Source organism: Pseudomonas sp. MEJ108, assembly GCF_030208985.1.
Taxonomy (GTDB): Bacteria; Pseudomonadota; Gammaproteobacteria; order Pseudomonadales; family Pseudomonadaceae; genus Aquipseudomonas; species Aquipseudomonas fragariae.
The window spans coordinates 87,754-107,243 of the sequence record NZ_JARVSW010000004.1; the positions used below are offsets into that span (position 1 = coordinate 87,754).

General features: G+C 60.4%; 18 protein-coding genes and 1 pseudogene. 9 read left to right on the forward strand and 10 right to left on the reverse strand.

Going from position 1 to position 19,490, the window contains the following annotated elements; all coding sequences use genetic code 11:
• Nucleotides 1-78: 78 nt before the first annotated feature.
• The 3 genes from QRN50_RS01490 to rpiB form a co-directional block, all read right to left on the reverse strand.
• On the reverse strand, nucleotides 79-2,454 hold the full coding sequence (locus QRN50_RS01490) for a glucose/quinate/shikimate family membrane-bound PQQ-dependent dehydrogenase (RefSeq protein WP_024641577.1): 2,376 nt from the start codon (nucleotides 2,452-2,454) through the stop codon (nucleotides 79-81).
• Between the two features lie 69 nt (nucleotides 2,455-2,523).
• Nucleotides 2,524-3,504 carry a sugar-binding transcriptional regulator gene (locus QRN50_RS01495; protein WP_003369595.1) on the reverse strand — a complete coding sequence of 327 codons (981 nt, stop codon included), beginning with the start codon at nucleotides 3,502-3,504 and terminating at the stop codon, nucleotides 2,524-2,526.
• Between the two features lie 67 nt (nucleotides 3,505-3,571).
• Nucleotides 3,572-4,033, reverse strand: coding sequence for a ribose 5-phosphate isomerase B (gene rpiB, locus QRN50_RS01500; protein ID WP_003402606.1), 462 nt, complete (start codon nucleotides 4,031-4,033; stop codon nucleotides 3,572-3,574).
• 279 nt (nucleotides 4,034-4,312) lie between these two features.
• On the opposite strand from rpiB, the gene QRN50_RS01505 reads away from it, so the two are divergent.
• From QRN50_RS01505 to QRN50_RS01540, 8 genes and pseudogenes are all read left to right on the forward strand, one after another.
• Nucleotides 4,313-5,800 carry a sugar ABC transporter ATP-binding protein gene (locus QRN50_RS01505; protein WP_011267784.1) on the forward strand — a complete coding sequence of 496 codons (1,488 nt, stop codon included), beginning with the start codon at nucleotides 4,313-4,315 and terminating at the stop codon, nucleotides 5,798-5,800.
• Nucleotides 5,797-6,774, forward strand: a complete 978-nt coding sequence (locus QRN50_RS01510) for an ABC transporter permease (protein WP_003317694.1) — start codon at nucleotides 5,797-5,799, stop codon at nucleotides 6,772-6,774. The genes QRN50_RS01505 and QRN50_RS01510 overlap by 4 nt, the downstream gene beginning before the upstream one ends.
• A gap of 43 nt (nucleotides 6,775-6,817) precedes the next feature.
• The gene (locus QRN50_RS01515; protein WP_003402611.1) at nucleotides 6,818-7,828 is read left to right on the forward strand and encodes a substrate-binding domain-containing protein; all 1,011 of its coding nucleotides are present in this window, start codon (nucleotides 6,818-6,820) and stop codon (nucleotides 7,826-7,828) included.
• 208 nt (nucleotides 7,829-8,036) lie between these two features.
• Nucleotides 8,037-8,792: an SDR family oxidoreductase gene (locus QRN50_RS01520; protein WP_003402614.1), complete on the forward strand. Its 756-nt coding sequence runs from the start codon at nucleotides 8,037-8,039 to the stop codon at nucleotides 8,790-8,792.
• A gap of 28 nt (nucleotides 8,793-8,820) precedes the next feature.
• Nucleotides 8,821-9,936 (forward strand): erythritol/L-threitol dehydrogenase, encoded by a 1,116-nt coding sequence (locus QRN50_RS01525; RefSeq protein ID WP_003402615.1) that lies wholly within the window; start codon nucleotides 8,821-8,823, stop codon nucleotides 9,934-9,936.
• 40 nt (nucleotides 9,937-9,976) lie between these two features.
• Nucleotides 9,977-10,978 (forward strand): dihydroxyacetone kinase subunit DhaK, encoded by a 1,002-nt coding sequence (locus tag QRN50_RS01530; RefSeq protein ID WP_011267781.1) that lies wholly within the window; start codon nucleotides 9,977-9,979, stop codon nucleotides 10,976-10,978.
• 3 nt (nucleotides 10,979-10,981) lie between these two features.
• A complete protein-coding gene (dhaL, locus tag QRN50_RS01535) occupies nucleotides 10,982-11,638 on the forward strand; it encodes a dihydroxyacetone kinase subunit DhaL (protein ID WP_024641580.1) in 657 nt (218 codons plus the stop codon).
• Nucleotides 11,639-11,786: 148 nt separating this feature from the next.
• A pseudogene (locus QRN50_RS01540) lies at nucleotides 11,787-12,089 on the forward strand (3-hydroxyacyl-CoA dehydrogenase NAD-binding domain-containing protein); the annotation flags it as partial.
• On the opposite strand, the gene QRN50_RS01545 reads toward QRN50_RS01540, so the two are convergent.
• Complete coding sequence (locus QRN50_RS01545) at nucleotides 12,066-12,479, reverse strand: (R)-mandelonitrile lyase (RefSeq protein ID WP_003402624.1); 414 nt, start codon at nucleotides 12,477-12,479, stop codon at nucleotides 12,066-12,068. The pseudogene QRN50_RS01540 and the gene QRN50_RS01545 overlap by 24 nt on opposite strands.
• A 101-nt stretch (nucleotides 12,480-12,580) precedes the next feature.
• On the opposite strand from QRN50_RS01545, the gene QRN50_RS01550 reads away from it, so the two are divergent.
• Nucleotides 12,581-13,471: a LysR family transcriptional regulator gene (locus QRN50_RS01550; RefSeq protein WP_024641581.1), complete on the forward strand. Its 891-nt coding sequence runs from the start codon at nucleotides 12,581-12,583 to the stop codon at nucleotides 13,469-13,471.
• Nucleotides 13,472-13,511: 40 nt separating this feature from the next.
• Here QRN50_RS01550 and QRN50_RS01555 read toward each other — a convergent pair whose 3' ends face one another.
• The 6 genes from QRN50_RS01555 to QRN50_RS01580 are packed head-to-tail and all read right to left on the reverse strand — an operon-like array spanning nucleotide 13,512 to nucleotide 19,476.
• Nucleotides 13,512-14,252, reverse strand: coding sequence for a GntR family transcriptional regulator (locus QRN50_RS01555; protein WP_011267779.1), 741 nt, complete (start codon nucleotides 14,250-14,252; stop codon nucleotides 13,512-13,514).
• A gap of 28 nt (nucleotides 14,253-14,280) precedes the next feature.
• The gene (locus QRN50_RS01560; protein WP_058398620.1) at nucleotides 14,281-15,078 is read right to left on the reverse strand and encodes a TIGR01458 family HAD-type hydrolase; all 798 of its coding nucleotides are present in this window, start codon (nucleotides 15,076-15,078) and stop codon (nucleotides 14,281-14,283) included.
• Between the two features lie 38 nt (nucleotides 15,079-15,116).
• Nucleotides 15,117-16,700, reverse strand: a complete 1,584-nt coding sequence (locus tag QRN50_RS01565; RefSeq protein WP_058822915.1) for a hypothetical protein — start codon at nucleotides 16,698-16,700, stop codon at nucleotides 15,117-15,119.
• On the reverse strand, nucleotides 16,697-17,284 hold the full coding sequence (locus tag QRN50_RS01570; RefSeq protein ID WP_024641584.1) for a hypothetical protein: 588 nt from the start codon (nucleotides 17,282-17,284) through the stop codon (nucleotides 16,697-16,699). Before QRN50_RS01570 ends, QRN50_RS01565 begins: the two co-directional genes overlap by 4 nt.
• A gap of 12 nt (nucleotides 17,285-17,296) precedes the next feature.
• Nucleotides 17,297-18,343 (reverse strand): hypothetical protein, encoded by a 1,047-nt coding sequence (locus QRN50_RS01575; RefSeq protein ID WP_032656018.1) that lies wholly within the window; start codon nucleotides 18,341-18,343, stop codon nucleotides 17,297-17,299.
• Complete coding sequence (locus tag QRN50_RS01580; RefSeq protein ID WP_003402637.1) at nucleotides 18,340-19,476, reverse strand: hypothetical protein; 1,137 nt, start codon at nucleotides 19,474-19,476, stop codon at nucleotides 18,340-18,342. Before QRN50_RS01580 ends, QRN50_RS01575 begins: the two co-directional genes overlap by 4 nt.
• Nucleotides 19,477-19,490 lie beyond the last annotated feature (14 nt).

The window sequence follows — 19,490 nt, forward strand, 5'->3', positions numbered from 1 at the left end:
GCCCTGGTGAATGAACTGCAGCGATACGCGCCAAGAAAAAGGGCCACTAAAGGCCCTCTCGCACAGACGCTTCTGCGTTCAATCAACCCGGAAGGCAATCACGCTGTCGCCCAATGTCGTACCAAGCGATCCGTGACCGCCGGCAGCAATGACCACGTACTGCTTGCCGTCGTTGCCGGTATACGTCGAAGGAATGGATTGACCACCCGCGGGCAACTCATATTCCCAGAGCATTTCGCCGTTATTGACGTCATAGGCACGGAAAAAGTTATCCGCCGTCGCGCCGTGAAAGGCCAATCCGCCTGCCGTCACCATCGGACCGCCATGGGCGACCATGCCCATGGGAAAACCGACCGGAAAACGTTCCTGCATGAAGCTGGTCTTGAGGTTTTTGGTGGTGCCGACCCGGCGCATCCATTGGGTCTTGCCAGTTGTCAGATCGACCCCGGCCATGGTCCCCCACGGTGGCGCTGTGCACGGAATGCCAAGGCTCGAGGCGAATCTGGAAATACGGATGGCATAGTCACCGTCGAAGTTCTCGTTCCAGTAGGGCTTGCCCTCCTGAGTGAACAGGCGTTTTTCCCGGGCCTGCGCGGGGCGCTTGATCAGGTTGTAGACATACGCCAGGCGCACCGGTGCGGCGATCAGCAACTGGCGGTCAGGGTCCACGGCCACCGAACCCCAGTTGAACACGCCTATGTTGCCGGGATAGATCAGCGATCCCGACTCGGTGGCCGGTGTCCAAGGGTTACCGTCATAACGAAGGGTGTTGTACGCGATCCGGCAAGCCATCTGGTCAAAAGGCGTAACGCCCCACATGGACTTCTCGGTCAACACCGGCGGGATGAAGTTAAGTCGCGAGACCGGCTGGGTGGGTGCAAAGCGCTCGCCTTCAACACCGCCCGCGGTGCGCACACTGACCTGATCGACAGGCACGATCGGCTCGCCCGTCAGTCGGTCAAGCACAAAGATGTTGCCTACTTTGGTCGGCAACACCAGGGCAGGCTGGCGGCTACCGTCTTTTCCCAGATCCAGCAGTGAGGGCTGCGATGGGTTGTCGCGATCCCAAAGGTCATTGTTCGAGGTCTGGAATTTCCAGCGCAGCGCGCCGCTCTTCAGGTCGAGAGCCACCAGTGCATCGCGAAACTTCTCGGTGTTGCTGTCGGGGTTACGCCGGGTGCCGGTTTCGTCGGGCGAAGCGTTGCCAAACGGGACGTACACCAGACCGTTTTTGACATCGGAGCTCAGGGTCGCCCAAGCGACCGGCGTATCTTGCGGATAGTTCTGGTCAGCCGCTATCGGCTGGGTGTTGTCCGGGTTTTGCGGATCGAAGTTCCATACCAGCCGGCCGGTGATGACGTCGTAGGCGCGAATCACCCCGGACGGGTTGCCGTCGTTATAACCGTTATCCATGATCGAGCTGCCGATCACGATCAGTTCGCCGGCAATCAGTGGCGCGGAGGTCTGCATCAGCGCGTGCGGGCGGATCGTGCCCATGTTGACGCTCAAGTCGATCACCCCGCCGCTGCCGAAGTCGCTGCACAGGTTGCCGGTGTCAGCATCAAGCGCTACCAGCCTGGCATCTGCAGTCGCGGTGATGATGCGTTTGGCACATTGAGCCGGCTGTTGTGGCTGACCCGCAGAGCTGGAGGCCGCTGAATAATAGCTGACGCCACGGCAGGTCTGGTGCTGCTGCAAATACGAGCGTTTTTTCTCGGGGGTGTATTTCCACGCCAGTTGCCCGGTCTGCGGGTTCAGTGCATGCACTTCGTTATGAGGCGTGCACACGTACACCCGGTCGTTGATCTTGAGGGGCGTCGCTTCAAAGGTGTACTCGCCAGCGTCCTTGTCCTCATCACGCAGGTCGCCGGTGTGGTATTCCCAGGCCACCGACAGTTTGCCGACGTTGTCCGGGGTGATCTGATCGAGGCTGGAAAAGCGCTGGCCCGCGTTGCTACCGCCATATGCAGCCCAGTCACTGCCTGCCGACTCGGCGCTGCGGGCGGTCGCCACGCTGTCGATCCGCCCTTGCTGCGGGTACGGATCGTGAAACATCAGCGCAATCACGATCAGCAGCATTACGCCAAGCGTACCGCCCAGCAACGGATGAAAACGACGCTTATCGGTGCTCGATCGCGCTTGATAAAGCGGCCGCACGACCCAGGGCATGGCCAGCCACAGGCCGATCAGTGCAAACAGATCGCCACGAGGAATCCACTGCCATTTATCCAGGCCGGCTTCATAGATGATCCAGAGCAGAATCCCCCACATCATCACCGCATACAGGGTAAGTGCCGACTTTCTTTTCAGGAATACCAGGGTTGCTGTGGCCAGCAAACCCAGGGCGATCATCGAGTAGGCCGGTGAACCGCCGGCAGCCACCAGTTGCGCACCCATGAACAGCAGAATGAGGCTGAGTATAGCGATGACGATACCGGTCACTTTGAGAATCATCTTCCTTGCCCTTTATTGTTATCCAGTCTTGCGCCGCGACGCCTTCGACCACGGATTTAGCCCGTAGTGTCAGTTTTTGCGTGTCGCGTCATCCAGGGCAAGGATGGTGTGGGCGTTGGTGACGGTGGTTGCCAGGGTGTTGATCACGCCTGAGCGCAAGGCACCCAGCGTGGCGGCCGCCTTGGTGTTTTCACTGGCGATGGCCACTACATCCGGGATACGAAACAATTCCTGCACGGTAAGACCGATCACCCTGCCCTGTATGGCATTGACCGCAGGCTGGCCATGAATGTCGATGAAGTCATAGCCCATCATGTCACCCACCGTGCCGGACAGCCTGGCCTGGGCGATTTCCTGCGGGGAGAACCAGCCCATGCGCACCATGTTGCTGTTCTCGCTCATGTCACCGATGCCGATCAGCGCCATGTCGGCACGCCGCGCGCGGTCAAGCGTCGAGCGCACGGTGTCGTTGCTGATCAGAATACTGCGCAGTTCAGGGTTGGCGACCAGCGCCGGGGCGTACAGGCTTTCGCTTTCACCACCAAAACGCAGCGCCAGACGGCGGCAGATGTGGTCGGGGTTCATGTACTCGCCCGCCTTCAGCGAACCGCCGATTGCGCAGACAAATGTGCAGTTGCGCGTCACCGGCAGGAACACATTGTCCGCAACCGCACCCACATTGCGGCCCATGCCCACGGCGACGATCATGCCGTCGCCCAGGGTCTTGTTCAGGTAATTGGCAACCAGGCTGGCGACCGCCGAGCGCTGGGTATCCGGGTCGCTGTGGTCGACTGCAATCAACGCCCTGTCCAGCTGAAAGCGCTCGACGAGCGCCAGTTCCAGCTCGTTGTTCATCGCCGGGTGCTGCAGCACCCGTACTTCGACAATCCCTTCATCGCGTGCGCGTTTGAGCAGTCGGCTGACTTTTGCGCGCGACAGGTCGAAGCGTTTGGCGATGGCTTCCTGAGTGACGTTCTCAAGGTAATAGAGCATCGCGACTTCAGTCATCAGATCGATGTCGCTGGCCATGCGCTGGGTACTGTCACTCATGTGGACGGGCTTCCGTTTCGGCGTCAAAGGCACATTCTCCCTACTCCCGCCCTGTCCCGTCCACTGACTATTGATGCCCGTCACGCTCTATCGCGTTGATGCGCTCGACCTTGGCGCCGGAGCGCGCGGCTTCGAACTCCGACTCCAGGAACGATTTGACGATGCTTTTCGCCAGTTCCGTGCCGATCACCCGTGCACCGATGGAAAGAATTTGCGCATCGTTGCTCTTGCGTGCCCGCTCGGCCGAATAGGTATCGTGGGCCTGGGCCGCACGAATGCCGAAGACCTTGTTGGCGGAGATGGCCATGCCTATTCCGGTCCCGCAGACCAGCACGCCAAGCCGCTGCTGTCCGGCGTTGATCGCTGTGGCCACGGCCAGGGCGATGTCCGGGTAAAGCACCGGTGCCGCGGAATGAGTACCGAAATCGGTCACCGGATAACCCAGCGACTCGATATGGCGCTTCAATAATTCCTTGAGTTCATAACCCGCTTCATCACATCCGATAGCCACCGGGAAAGGTGTGTTCATGGCATCAGGCTCCACTGCCGGGGGTCTTATTATTTGACCAAATGTTCAATCGGTGAAATTCCGATCAGCCATTTCTGAAACATTAGCCGGGTTCTGTCAAGCAAGTTTTCCAGTGAATACTGAACCAAAGCTCAGAACGACCGCAGGGCAGGCTCCAGCGCGACACTCCAAAACTTTTATAGGAAACAGATTGACTGATCAGAATTTCATTTGATACACATATGTTCACTGAGCAACGCATCAGCACCTAATAAGAATTCACAGCACGAGGACACGCCAATGGCCAAGCCATTACTGCTCCAGGCTGAACACGTCACCAAGGCTTACGCTGGCATCCCCGCCCTGCGTGACGGGCGTCTCTCGTTACGAGCCGGGAGCGTGCACGCTCTGTGCGGCGGCAATGGCGCGGGCAAGTCCACTTTCCTGAGCATTCTGATGGGCATCACCCAGCGCGATGCGGGGACCATCCTGCTCAACGGCGAGCCGGTGCAGTTCAGTCGTCCCGGCGATGCCCTGGCAGCCGGCATTGCGATGATCACCCAAGAGCTGGAACCCATCCCCTTCATGACCGTCGCCGAGAACATCTGGCTGGGCCGCGAGCCACGTCGGGCCGGGTGCATTGTCGACAGCAAGGAACTGAACCGACGCACCCGGGCACTGCTGGACGAGCTGGAATTCGATGTCGACGCCACCAGCCCCATGCATTTGCTGAGCGTGGCGCAGATACAACTGGTGGAAATCGCCAAGGCCTTTAGCCATGACTGTTCGGTAATGATCATGGACGAGCCCACTTCGGCCATCGGCGAGCGTGAGGCACAAACCCTGTTCAAAGCCATCCGCCGGCTTGCTGCCCGGGGTGCGGGCATCATCTACGTCTCCCACCGCCTCAGCGAGCTGGCGCAGATTGCCGACGATTACAGCATCTTCCGCGATGGCGCCTTTGTCGAAAGCGGACGTATGGCCGATATCGACCGGGCACACCTGGTACGCGGCATCGTCGGCCAGGAGTTACAGCGTATCGATCATAAGGTAGGTCGCGAATGCGCCGCCGAATGCTGCCTTAATGTCGAAGGCCTGAGTCGCACCGGCGAATTCGAAGACATCAGCCTGCACGTGCGTCACGGTGAAATTCTCGGCATCTATGGACTGATGGGCTCGGGTCGCAGCGAGTTTCTCAACTGCCTGTATGGCTTGACCATACCGGATTCAGGCAGCGTCACCCTGCAAGGCAAGCTGCTGCCGGTCGGCCTGCCCAAAGCGACTATTCGCGCGGGCGTCTCACTGGTCACCGAAGACCGCAAGGACAGCGGCCTGGTACTTAATGGCAGCATCCTGTCCAACATCGCACTGTCGGCCTACCGGCAGTTGTCGAACTGGTCGCTGATCGATGCCCGCAAGGAGCACAAACTGGCCGAAGACATGGTCAAGCGCCTGCAGATCAAGACGACTTCTCTGGATCTGCCCGTCGCGTCGATGAGCGGTGGCAACCAACAGAAGGTCGTCCTCGCCAAATGCCTGTCGACCGAGCCGGTGTGCCTGCTCTGCGACGAACCGACCCGGGGCATCGACGAAGGCGCCAAGCAGGAAATCTATCACCTGCTGGATCAGTTCGTACGCGCTGGCGGAGCCGCCATCGTGGTCTCTTCGGAAGCGCCGGAACTGTTGCGCCTGAGTGACCGAATCGCCGTGTTCAAGGGTGGCAGGCTGGTGACCATCAGCAGCGATGCCGATCTTTCCCAGGAAGTCCTGTTGAGTCTTGCCTCATGAATGCAAAAACCATTATCGCCCCAGCTTCCACGTCTCCACGCAGCCGCCTGCGCCTGTCTCTCGACCGTTTCGGTCTGCCGTTGGTGTTTATTCTGTTGTGCCTGGTACTGGCTTTTGCCAGCGAATATTTCATGACCTGGCGCAACTGGATGGACATCCTGCGCCAGACCTCGATCAACGGCATTCTCGCGGTCGGCATGACCTACGTGATCCTGACCAAGGGCATCGACCTTTCCGTCGGCTCGATTCTGGCGTTCGCCGGATTGTGCAGCGCACTGGTCGCGACCCAGGGCTATGGCCTGCTGGCGGCGGTCAGCGCAGGCATGTTTGCCGGCGCCATGCTCGGCGTAGTCAATGGCTTCATGGTCGCCAATCTTTCGATTCCACCGTTTGTGGCCACCCTGGGCATGCTCAGTATCGCCCGCGGCATGACCTTCATCCTCAACGACGGCAGCCCGGTGACCGACCTGCCCGAAGAATACCTGGCGCTGGGCATCGGCCGGATCGGCCCGATTGGTGTGCCGATCATTATCTTCGCGGTGGTCGCGCTGATTTTCTGGATGGTACTGCGCTACACCACCTACGGCCGTTACGTGTACGCCGTCGGCGGCAACGAAAAGAGCGCACGCACCTCCGGTATCGGTGTGCGCAAGGTGATGTTTTCGGTGTACGTGGTTTCCGGGCTGCTCGCCGGACTGGCAGGCGTAGTGCTGTCCGCCAGAACCACCTCCGCCCTGCCCCAGGCCGGCATGTCCTACGAACTGGACGCCATCGCAGCAGTGGTCATCGGCGGCACGAGCCTGTCGGGCGGTACTGGCAGCATCGTTGGCACACTGTTTGGCGCACTGCTGATCGGCGTGATCAACAACGGCCTGAACCTGCTCGGCGTGTCCTCCTATTACCAGCAGGTCGCCAAGGGCCTGATCATCGTGTTCGCAGTGTTGATTGATGTGTGGCGCAAGAAAAAACGCTAGACCGGCATGAACGACTGACTACAACAATAACGAGGTTCTCATCATGAAATTCGGTACATCCCTGGCCGCTGTCGCGGCGTTCTCCCTGCTCGCCAGCAGTATCTCCATGGCCGCCGATGGCAAGACCTACAAGATCGGCGCGGCGGTGTATGGCCTCAAGGGGCAGTTCATGCAGAACTGGGTGCGTGAGCTCAAGGAGCATCCGGCGGTCAAGGACGGCACCGTGAAAATCACCGTGTTCGACGGTAACTACGATGCGCTGACCCAGAACAATCAGATAGAGACCATGATCACCCAGCATTACGACGCGATCATTTTCGTGCCCATCGACACCAAGGCCGGTGTCGGCACGGTGGCCAGGGCGATGGAAAACGACATTCCGGTGATCGCATCGAACACCCGGGTTGCCGGCAACAAGGTGCCTTACGTCGGCAACGATGATGTCGAGGGCGGACGGCTGCAGGCGCAGGCAATGGTCGACAAGCTCAAGGGCAAAGGCAATGTGGTGATCATCCAGGGACCGATTGGCCAGTCGGCGCAAATTGATCGGGAAAAAGGCGAACTGGAAGTCCTGAGCAAACACCCGGACATCAAGATCATTGAGAAGAAGACCGCCAACTGGTCCCGCGCCGAAGCCCAGACGCTGACTGAAGACTGGCTCAATGCGCATCAGAACGGCGGCATCTCCGGGATCATTTCGCAGAACGACGATATGGCTCTCGGTGCCCTGCAAGCGGTGAAATCGCGCAACCTGAAGCCTGCCGATTTGCCGATCACCTCCATCGATGGCATGCCTGACGCCATTCAGGCGGCGAAGAAAAACGAAATCACGACCTTTCTGCAGGACGCCCAGGCCCAGTCCCAGGGTGCCCTTGATGTCGCCCTTCGCACCCTGGCCGGCAAGGATTACAAGCCGCAGTCGGTGATCTGGGAGCGCTACGCCAAGGACGTCAAGTGGGGCGACGGCACCGACAAGAACTACATCCTGCCCTGGGTGCCGGTCACCGATGCCAACGCCGATGCGCTGTACAAGCAGGTCAGCGGCGGCAAGTAACCGGTCTGAGATTCCCGCTTCTGCCCGAAGGGCGTGGGAGCGAACCGGGCGACGCTTCGCTTGTTCGCGAAGACAGTATTTCAAACGACGCATTTTCGGCGGTCATACCGGCCTCTTCGCGAACAAGTTCGCTCCCACGGCCTTCGGCCAGAATCAAAAGCTAACGTGTTTGAATCTTCAAAAAAACAGCGCTACAGGAGTCATCTTCATGTCTGAATTCTGGAACAAGGCGTTCGATCTCAATGGCCGTTGTGCGGTCATCACCGGCGGAGCAGCCGGGATTGGCCTTGCCTGTGCCAGCCTGCTGGTCGCGCGCGGCGCGCGGGTCGCACTGCTGGACCGTGACCCGGCAGTGGCCGAGGTTGCCGCCGGCCTGGGCAGCGAGCACATCGGTATTGCGGTCGACCTGCGCCGGGTCGACCAGGTCAACAGCACCATCGACAGCGTCTTCGAGCATTTCAAACGCATCGACTATCTGGTCAACAGTGCTGGCGTTGCCGTGCTGGACAAGGCCGTCGACGTCAGCGAAGAGGCCTGGGACACAACGCTGGAGATCAACCTCAAGGCCAGTTTCTTCGTCGCCCAGGCCTGCGCGCGACACATGCTCGGTCAAGGCAGCGGACGCATCGTCAATCTTGCCTCTCAGGCGGCGGTCATTGGCCTGGACAGGCACGTCGCCTACTGCGCGAGCAAGGCCGCAGTGGTCGGCATGACCAAAGTGCTGGCCATGGAGTGGGCACCACACATCAACGTCAACGCCATCTCGCCCACCATCGTCGAGACCGCGCTGGGCAAAAAGGCCTGGGCGGGCGAAGTCGGAGAACGGGCCAAAACGCAGATCCCGGCAGGCCGCTTCGCCCAGCCGGAGGAAATAGCCGGGCTGGCCCTGTACCTGCTCAGCGACGCCGCCAGCATGATCACCGGCGAAAACGTAGTGATCGACGGCGGCTACAGCATCCAGTAATTCATTTTCTGTCGTGAGGATCATCGTCATGTCCACCGTCACCGAACGCACTGCCGAACAACTTTCACCGGTCATCCCGAAAACCATGCAGGCCGTGGTCTGCCACGGTCCGGAAGACTACCGGCTGGAAACCGTGGATGTGCCGACCCCCGGTCCCGATGAAATCCTCACCAAGGTCGAGCTGTGTGGCATCTGCATGGGCGACATCAAGACCTATCGCGGCGCCCCCTCGTTCTGGGGCGATGCCGAGCAGCCTCGCTACGTCAAACCACCGATGATTCCCGGCCATGAATTCGTCTGTCGCGTGGTGGCGCTCGGCCCTGGCGCCGAAAAGCGTGGCGTGCAGATCGGCGACCGGGTGATCTCCGAGCAGATCGTGCCGTGCTGGGGCTGCCGCTTCTGCAACCACGGACAGTACTGGATGTGCCAGAAGCACGACCTTTACGGCTTTCAGAACAACGTGCAGGGCGCCATGGCCCAGTACATGATTTTTACCAGGGAAGGCATCATTCACAAGGTGCCCGACTCGATTGCCCCGGACGAAGCCATCCTCATCGAACCGCTGGCCTGCTCGTTGCACGCAGCCGAACGGGCCGATGTCGATTTTGACGACATTGTGGTCGTCGCCGGTGCCGGCACACTGGGCCTTGGGATCATTGGCGCGGTGCGCATGCGTAACCCGAAAAAACTCATCGTTCTCGACATGAAGCCCGAGCGCGCCGCCCTCGCCCTGCGCATGGGCGCCGATGAGGTGTGGAACCCGGCCGAGGTCGACGTGCTGGCAAAGATCCGCGAGATAACCGACGGCTACGGTTGCGACATCTATATAGAAGCCACCGGACACCACAAGGCGGTCAACCAAGGCCTGGCGATGCTGCGCAAACTCGGACGCTTTGTGGAGTTCAGCGTATTCAACGATGAGGCCACGGTGGACTGGTCGATCATCGGTGACCGCAAGGAGCTGGACGTGCTCGGTTCTCACCTCGGCCCTTACATGTACCCGCGCGCCATCGACTTTATCGGCAACCGCAAGATCGACATGCGCGACGTCGTCACGCACAAATTTCCCCTGGCGCAGTTCAAGGAGGCGTTTGCCGTCATGGAACGCGGTGATAAATCATTGAAGGTGGTTCTGGAACCCTGATCCGCCCGATCCTTATAAAAAGAACACAGGAAATCGCGTTATGAACCGAGTGATAAACGATCCGGACCAGGTGGTCGAGGACATGCTGCGCGGCATTCTGGTAGCGCACCCCGAGCTGTCGCAAAGTGAAGGTAACCCGCGGGTCATCAGCAAAACCCGTCCCTCTGATCAAGGACGCGTCGGTATCGTTACCGGCGGCGGCTCGGGTCATGAACCGGCCTTTCTTGGCTATGTCGGCCCTGGGCTGGTGGATGCGGTAGCGGTCGGCGAGATTTTTTCCTCGCCTACGGCCAAGAGCTTTTTCGACGCCTTCCGCGCGGCCGATCACGGTGCGGGCATCGCCTGCCTGTACGGCAACTACGCGGGCGACAACATGAACGTGAAGCTGGCGATGAAAATGGCCGCCAGCAAAGACCTGCAAGTGCGTACCGTGGTGGCCAACGACGATGTGGCCTCGGCACCGAAATCCGATATCGCCAAGCGACGCGGAGTGGCCGGGGAAATTTTCATGTGGAAGATCGGCGGCGCTGCGGCCGCAAACGGTTACGATCTGGACGGCGTGATCCGCGTCGCGCAGAAGGCCGTGGATCAATGCCGATCCATCGGTATTGGCCTGACGCCCTGCACCATCGCGGCGGTCGGCAAGCCCAACTTTCAGATCCCCGACGGCAAAATGGAGCTGGGCATCGGCCACCATGGCGAACCGGGTATCGAAGTCATCGACATCGAGCCTGCAGCGGCCATGGCCGAGCGCATGCTGGAGCCGATCCTGGCCGACCGGGATTTCAGCGTGGACGACAGCGTAGTCGTGCTGGTTTCAGGCCTCGGTGCCACGCCGGTGATGGAACTCTACGTGTTCTACGCCGAAGTGGAGCGCCTGCTCAAGGCCAGGGGCCTGAAAATCCATCGTTGCTACGTGGGCAATTACTTCACGTCGCTGGAGATGATGGGGGTAACCCTGACGCTGCTGGGCCTGGACGCCGAACTGAAAACCCTGATCGACCACCCTTGCCGGTCCATCGGCATGACCCAGGCGGAGTAAACCATGAGCGAGCAATTCTCTACGCATCTCCCTGCACAACAGGGCACTCCTATCGTTGCCGACCTGGTGAGCGTGATCGTCGCCAACCGCGAATACCTCAGCGAAGTGGATGGCGCGATCGGTGACGGCGACCATGGCATCAACATGGCCAAGGGCTTCGCCCACTGCGGTCGTACCATCGAAGGCCGCCAACTGAGCCTCGCCGAAGCGCTGGACGAACTGACCCTGAGCCTGATGGAAGGCATCGGCGGCTCCATGGGCCCGCTGTACGGCAGTCTGTTCATCGGCATGGCCGATCAGGTGCGCGGCTGCGAACAGATCGACGCCGCGGCCTTCGCCAGCCTGCTGCGCGGCGGCCTCACCTCACTGCAGGACATCACCGAAGCCGGGGTCGGCGACAAATGCTTGATGGATACCTTGATTCCGGCCGTCGAAGCCTTCGAGCAGGCCCACGCCCGGGGTGAATCGTTCAGCGCAGCGCTCGATGCGATGAAAAGCGCCGCATCACAAGGGCGCGACTCCACCCGTGATCTGGTGGCGAAGATAGGCCGGGCGAGTCGCCTCGGCGAACGGTCGCTCGGCGTACTGGATGCAGGCGCGGTGTCGTGCTGCCTGATACTGACGCAACTGGCGGATTCGGTGCAGCCGAGGCTGAGATGAGCAAAAGCCGAAGTTCATGAATATGATTCATGAGTCTATCCCGATAATGCTCCATTGTTGAAAAAATGACAGGCCTATAAGGTGATCCGGACATCACGAAGCTGATCTGCAGATGCGGATTCGCTCGAGTTTCACCGAGGAACTGGTCATGCAAAACCCGAAAAAAATCATCGTAGTCATCGGTGCAGGCTCCATAGGGCAAGCCATCGCCCGCCGTGTCAGCGCGGGCAGGCACGTATTGCTCGCCGACCTGCGTCAGGACAACGCCGATGCGGCGGCCAAGGCGCTGGCCACCACATCGGTGGATGCACTACTTGCGCTGCCCATGCTGCACGAAACGCATATCACCGATCCCCTGCACGCTTATCAGTTGTCCAAGCGCGGCAACGCGTTACGCGTCATGGCCGAGGCAGTGCGCTGGGGCAAGTTACTCGCTGTTATTAGCCGCGTGGTAGTCGCCATCCGAGACCGGTTCCATCCAGTCAACCACCTCGCCGTCCAGCACCTCGGCAATAGCGATGTGGGTCATGGCCGTCGTTGCGGTTGCGCCATGCCAATGCTTGACGTTGGGCGCAATCCACACGGTATCGCCGGGCTTGATGGTGCGAACCGGCTGGCCTTTTTCCTGCACCAGGCCGGCGCCTGACGTGACAATCAGCGTCTGGCCCAGGGGATGGGTATGCCAGGCAGTGCGTGCGCCCGGTTCGAACGTCACCGTGGCTCCGCTTATTCTCGCGTCTTCCGAGCCCTTGAATGGCGCGTCGATGCGCACGGTACCGGTGAAATAATCGGTCGGGCCGCTGGCGGAAGGCTGTGAGCCGCTGGAATTGATGACAATCATGGGAATCCTTGAGCGTTATTGGAAGTCACTCCAATCTACCCGCCGAGAACTATTGCGACTATCGGCTACAATTCGAAAATACTTATCGACAGGGCTCATCAATGCTTCGGGAAAACGCCGCTGATCTGCTTGCCTTCCTCGCAGTCGCCAAAGAGCGAAGCTTTACCAAGGCAGCTGCCAGACTGGGTGTTTCACAATCAGCACTGAGTCACACCGTTCGCAGCCTGGAAGCGCGCCTTGGCCTGCGCCTGCTGACACGCACCACGCGCAGCGTATCGCCCACAGAGGCTGGCGAACGCCTGATCCAGAAAGTCGGCCCGCATTTCGATGAAATCGAAATCGAGCTGGCAGGACTGAGCGACCTGCGCGACACCCCTGCCGGCAAGATCCGCATCAATGCGATGGATCACTCGCTTGACCTCATCATCCGGCCAGTACTCAAGACCTTCTTGCACAAATACCCGGACATCAGTGTCGAGGTATGTTGCGACTACAGCTTTGTCGACATCGCCGCCGAAGGGTTCGATGCGGGCGTGCGTCTGGGTGAAGCCGTGGCGGACGGAATGATCGCCACCCGCATAGGCCCGGACATGCGTCTGTCGGTGGTCGGTTCTCCAGCCTACTTCGAAGGCCGCACGAAACCCGAGACGCCCAGAGACCTGACCGCGCACCGCTGCAACAATCTGCGCCTGCCTACCAATGGCGGCCTGTATGCCTGGGAGTTCGCCAAAGACAGCGAAACCCTGAACGTCCGCGTCACAGGCCAAGTCACGTTCAATGGTGTCTATCCGCTTCTGGACGCGGCGCTCGACGGCTTCGGGCTGAGTTACATTCCGCACGATCTGGTTGCCGAACATATCGAAGCCGGACGTCTGATTCAGGTGCTGGAAGACTGGTCACCGACCTTTGCCGGCTTCCACCTCTACTACCCGAGCAGACGCCAGGCATCGCCCGCGTTTGCTCTGTTACTGGAAGCATTGCTTTACCGGTGATGGATCAAACGACCAAAACGCGCAGCTCCGTAGCAACCGCTCACTGCACTTGCGCACGCAATCTGGCGGGCTCGCCGTTCTTCTCGGCGTAATGACGCGCGCGGCGCAAGACATGCTGGGTGGCTCTGCGCGCTTCCTCCTTATTGAGCTCTACATGCGCTTCCAGCAATTGCTGAGCCTGTCGCGGCCGACGTTGCAGGAGGGCCTTTAAAATACTGCCATGCTCTTCGTACGTTGCATCGATTCTGGAGGCGCTGAATTCGAGACGCCGGATGGTCCGGGTCTTTTCGGTGACTTCGTAATGCAGCCTGGCCATTTCCCGGTTGCCCACCGCCTCGACCAACGCGCAATGGAAGCGTTCGCCCAGCCCGGCGAGGATATCGGTGTCTCTCAATCGCTCGTTTTTCGGCACCAGCCAGGTGCGTATGAGTTCGTCGATCAGCGGCTCGACGCTCAGGTCCATCAAACCCAGCCTGGCGAGCGCCGCCAGCTCGAGCACCACCCGAACGTCATACAGCTCCTCGAAGTGATGAGGGTCGAAGGGCCGCACCTGCCAGCCGCTTCGGTAATAAACCTCCACGTACCCTTCCTGCTCCAGCCGGAACAATGCCTGCCTGACCGGTGTACGACTGGCCTGAACACGCTCGGCTATTTCACCTTCAGTAAATCGTTCGCCGGGTAATAAACGAAACTCGGAAATGTCTTCTTTGATCCGGGCGTAAATCCGCTCGGATAGCGTTTCCGGGCGTTCTTTCAACTTTTTGGCGCATGCTGTCTGCATTGATGATTCGTCCTTGTAATCCAGTTACTTAACCTTGGCGCAGATGACCTGCGGCACTGCCGGACATCCACCAGCGTGGAAAATCTGCAATCCCTTCAATCACCGCATCCACGTTTTGCCGATGGGCCTCGAACAGCCTCGGGTCATATTTTCCGGTACGCACCAGCAGGCTGCTGGCACCGACCGCTTTCGCCCCTGCGCAGTCAGTCAGAACGTCGTCGCCCACTACCAGAGTGCGGCTGGCGCTAGTGTCGAGTTTGCGCAAGGCAGCCTCGAAAAACGTCGGCGACGGCTTGCCCATGACCAGGGCCTGTACCTGTGCTGCGGCCTCGAGCCCGACGATGAAGGCGCCGCAATCGAGACGCTCCCCGTCACGATCGAACCAGAACAGGTTTTTTTGCAGCGCAATGAGGCGAGCACCGCCTCGCAACATACGGAAACAGCGATTCAGCGTGGCGTAGTCAAAGGCTTCGCCGATATCGCTGATGACCACTACGTCCGGGGTCGTATCGTCTGTAGCGATGCCACTGAACGCCGGCCGTATCGAATCGGGTACCAGCAGATGGCACTTGAGGTGCGGATGTTGCTGCAAATAGCCCAGACAGGCCGTGGTGGCGGTCTGGATTTCGTCGGGGACGACCTCGATTCCGGCGCGACAAAGCTCCTCTGCCAGCTCCTCGGGCATCTTCGCCGTGGTGTTGGTCAGCAATTGCAGCCTCAAACCCTGGGAACGCGCGAAGCTCAATGCATCGGCTGCGCCCGGCAGAGGCTGCCCCTTGAGCAGGAGTGTGCCGTCAATATCGAAAAGCAGGCTGTCGAAACGCATGGATAAGCTCCCTGTGACTGAAATTATCGAGTCAGGTGTCAGAATGTGGCTGTCAGCCAATGGCGAATCGCGGGCAATGTCACTTCAGCGTCGGCAGGACGTGGCAAGGGCGTGCTGCTGGCGTCCAGCAATACGCCACGCAACCACGGGTCAGTGGCACATACCGTGTGGTCGCCACCTTTTCGGCTGACGCGAACGGCGTGTTCTGAACGAGTGGCCAGCAGTCGCGTGCCTCGCGGAGCCTGCCAGTAGCAGCCGCCCGTCCAGCCTTCGGCAAAGACCTGCCCGCCGGCGCACTCGAACATCGTCCACTCATCTCGAAACGGCTGTGCGAGGCTTTTGCGCCAGGCCTCGGTCACTGAGCCAGGGTCGTGTCCGGACAGCGCCAGTCGCGCCGTGTTGAACAGCACCAGACCGTTGTCGGCCGGATGAAAGAGCGCCGCGCTTTTGTGCATATCCGGCACGCCTGATGCGTCATAGACCAGCCAGCCCTGCTGCTCGAAAAAACTGTTGGGGTAAAGATCGTGATGGACAGGTGCCATGCCGTGATCCGAGTGAGCGACGCAGCGTACCTCGCCACCGGCGGCATCGACGCAGCGCAGGATCAGCTCATCGACCCACCCCGCTATCTCGTCGAACAGGCGTTGTCCGACCGCCTGCATCAATTCGCTGGCCCAGTCTGGCGCGAGGTACTTGAGCAAATGATGTGACAGCAGATCCACCACCGGGTAATAACCGATGACACGCTGTGCATCACCGGCCCTGACTGCGCCGACAATGTCGTCGCAAAAGCTTTCATGCATCTCGCGCATCAGTTCCAGCAGCAGCCATTCCGCAGCGCCCTGCCCGCCCTCATCCAGCCGCTTGCCCAACTGTCCGGTGCGATACAGCACCGTCAGGTCATTGGCCACGTAAGCCTTGCCGGCGTCGCCCTGCAGATCAAGCGCCTGGACCTCACGGTAACCGAAGCTGATCACACAAACACGGTTTTCGATGTGCACCGCACGCAGTGCAATCGCCTTGCACACATTGCCTGGGGCCTGCCCCGACAACGGCACGTGCACCGTGCTGCCCAGCGGCAACCGGCACGCAGCACGGCCATGGTCTTCTGGCCAGTCGAGCACAGCGCCGTCCTGTTGCAGACTGACCCTGGCAAGCACATTCAGGGCCTCGATACGCAGCCAGCCACCGTTTTCAATGACCTCAGGGCGCAGCGAAAAACCCTGATAGACACAGCTTTGCCCAAGCAATGCGTCACCCAGCCTGTCGGGCTGGACAAAGGGCACGGCACACAGGCGAAAAGTGATGCCCTGGCGCGCCCATTCATCCCAGACCATATCGATGTGGCGCGGCCAGACCTCAAAAGCATCCGCCACCGCCAGGCAGTCCTGCGGCGTTGGCGCAGGGACGAGATAGCCCGTCAAGCCGTGCTCGCTGACCGGTGCGCCGCTGAAGATCGACAACAGTGATGGCGGCGTCTGGCAATTGGGTGAAAGTGGCAGCAAGGGGTAACACGGCCACTGCGCCGAGGGCCGTCCAGGCTGTCCTGCCCGGTAACGCTTGACCAGCTCCCACGACAACCCGTCGATCAACAGCCAGACCAGCGGATCAGCGCCCTTCATGAAGCGATCCGGCGTTGAGAGTCGTCCAACGCCCACCGGGCCACTACAGCGACACGCTGCTTCAACTGCTCGAGCGAGCCGCTGTTGGGCAGCACGTAATCCGCTTCGATCCGACGCATCTGCAGATCCAGTGCGCTGTTTTCCACCACGCTGATGTCGCCTCGTTGTCCAAGACGCGTTTGTCTCACGGATGAATCGGCAAGCACCTTGATCACCTGAAAGCCTTGCGCCTGAAGGTACGGCCAGTCAACGGTGTCGTCGCGCAGGTCATCATTGATGACCACTTGCGCGCAGGATCGGGCCAATCGTCGGGCGAAGTTCGTGACCAGCGACTGGCTGTCCAGATCCCTCAGCTCGCGTGCGATGCACTCCAGCAAACGCTGATTCTGGCTGCCGCTCGCCACTTGCACCCCGGCCTGCTCATAAAACATGCCTTGCAACTCATACAGGGGCTGAGCGAGCTTGATGACCTCGACCGGCAGCCCGGCTGTTTCAAAATACTCACGCAGCAACCCGGCGGTTGTACTCTTCCCGGAACCGCTGGGGGCCACCAGCGCCAGACGCAATTGGTTAGCGTGGTTCATAGGATCTCCTTATCAGGCGCTGATCAGCTCGCGCGCCACGCCCACGCGGCTTTGCCACTGCACACCGAGCAGCCCACGGACAATTTGCGGCGGCACGCTGTCGGTCAGCGAACCGGCATCCAGCAAGCCGTGCCAGGTCGAGGTAACGAAACGATGCGGCCACTCGAACAGTGTGGGTGAGTGGATCTGGTCCAGAATCGCATCGCGGCCCATTGCATCGACCCGCAATTTGCCCCGCGCCGACACGTTGGGCAGGATGACGGTCTCCAGCCATCCACAGCCCTCCGGGCTGGCCTTGAGTGCGGCGCGCATGGCTTCGGGCTTGCACAGGCGTTTTTCGGTATGCGCGATCGACAGATCATCGGCCACCGCTGCCAGATCGAGTCGCTTTGCCAGTTCTGGATGTGTACGTAATGTGCCGACACCGACATGCGGATAATCCGGCCAGCCGCGGGCGCGAATCCGACCGTCGACGCTGTCCAGCAGCAGCTTGTCCCCGGAAAAGTACAGGTACTCATCGGACAGCACCAGGTCGAGCATGGTGGTGGTCTTGCCTGCCCCCTTTGCACCGCCGATGGCAACAATCCCGCCGTCCGGCCCGACCACCGCCGAGGCATGCATGATCACACTGCCTTTGGCCTGTTCGACCAGCAGCCCGTAATAACGCACCAGCTCGATCAAGTGGATGAATGCATTTTCGTCGCCATGAAAATCAACCGTGTGACGCGCTCGGTCAATCCGGTAACCGACCCGCGTATCGGCATCCCAGGCGTAGTCCAGCCCTGTCTCCGGGTCATGGCCACGCAATACCCGCAGGGTAAAGCCGGGAGCGTAGGTTTCACGGATGATGTCGGGCGTCACACAGAGGCTCATCCACGCCGCGTTGAACGACGCGCTGTCGTGCAGCCGCAGCCTCAGGTCGACGGCTGTCTGGCCGTCGTCGTCCACTTCGGCAAAGTAAGGCGCAAGGAACACCCGCAGCCGCTGGGCCAGTGCCGAGCCCGAGGTCTGATCGTCCAGTTCAAATCGATAGCGTCCATTGCAAAGATAACGGCTCATGAGTGCAGGCTCTCCGGGCGGGTGATGAAAGGCGATGACGAATGCAGAAAGGCAAAACGGTCAGTCAGGGGCCAGCACTCCTGGCGACGTTCGCTCAGAAATGCCTGCAGATGCTCCATCAGCCTGCGCAGATCGGCATTGATCGACTGAGGGTCTATCGCGCCCCGGCACTTGAGAAAACGCACCTCACCACGCGTCGTACTCCCCGCCTGCGAATCGAGCGGCATGCAGGTCTCGAAGGTGATCGCGAAGAGGTTGCCGCTGTCCACGGATTCGCAAGGGGCACTGAACGCGTAACGTCGGTATTCGCCAAGCGCCTGCAACGTGCTGTCAATGTTCATGGCCATGGCCTCCAGCGTCGGGGAGCCCAGCGACAGGTGCCTTACGGTGCCGGACAGGCTGCCCGGCGCACTGCGAAACAGCTGCACGATGGGTTCATTGACCGCCAGCTTGCGTTTGCGGCTGCAGTGCTCGACCCATACATAACCACCATCTTCCGCCCTGGCGGCGGTGACCTGGTGGTCCCAGACCTGAAATTCGTCACCGCACTGACTGGTGAACGGCGCCATTACCGGGCTGAAACTGGCGTCGAACCAGGCCTCGCCGAGCATTCGCGCATGGCAATCAGGTGCCAGCTCGAAGGACTCGACGTAGGTCTGTTCGCTGGTGGCGTAGCGACATTCCCAATTGTTGATCGCCAGATGGTTGCGCTCGAACGCATTGCGCAGCGCGATCAACAGGTTTTGCGGGACGGCAGGCTGCTCGATTTCGAGGGGCGGCTGTACGAACAGCGAACGATGCACATCAATGCGATTGAGCAAATGGCTGATATGCACCCGGTCCGCCTGCAAGCGGATGATCGCCAGCGGGATGGCGGCACCGGACAGGTTGTGGCAGCTTTCGTCGCCCAGCGCGCCGTGCGAATCCTCAAGGAGCATCGCCCCGTCGGCATCCCAGCGTGCCAGTACCCGGTGGCGGCCTCGCAGGTCAGCGACGGCGGTCAGTTCACCCAGCAACGCCGTGTCCGCAGCAATGGCATACAACCTGTGGTCATCGCTGCCGAACGGCTCCTGATGACGGATTTTCCAGCTACCAAACACAATAGCCGTCTGCGTGGTCGTGGATTGCGACATGCTCATCTCCCCGG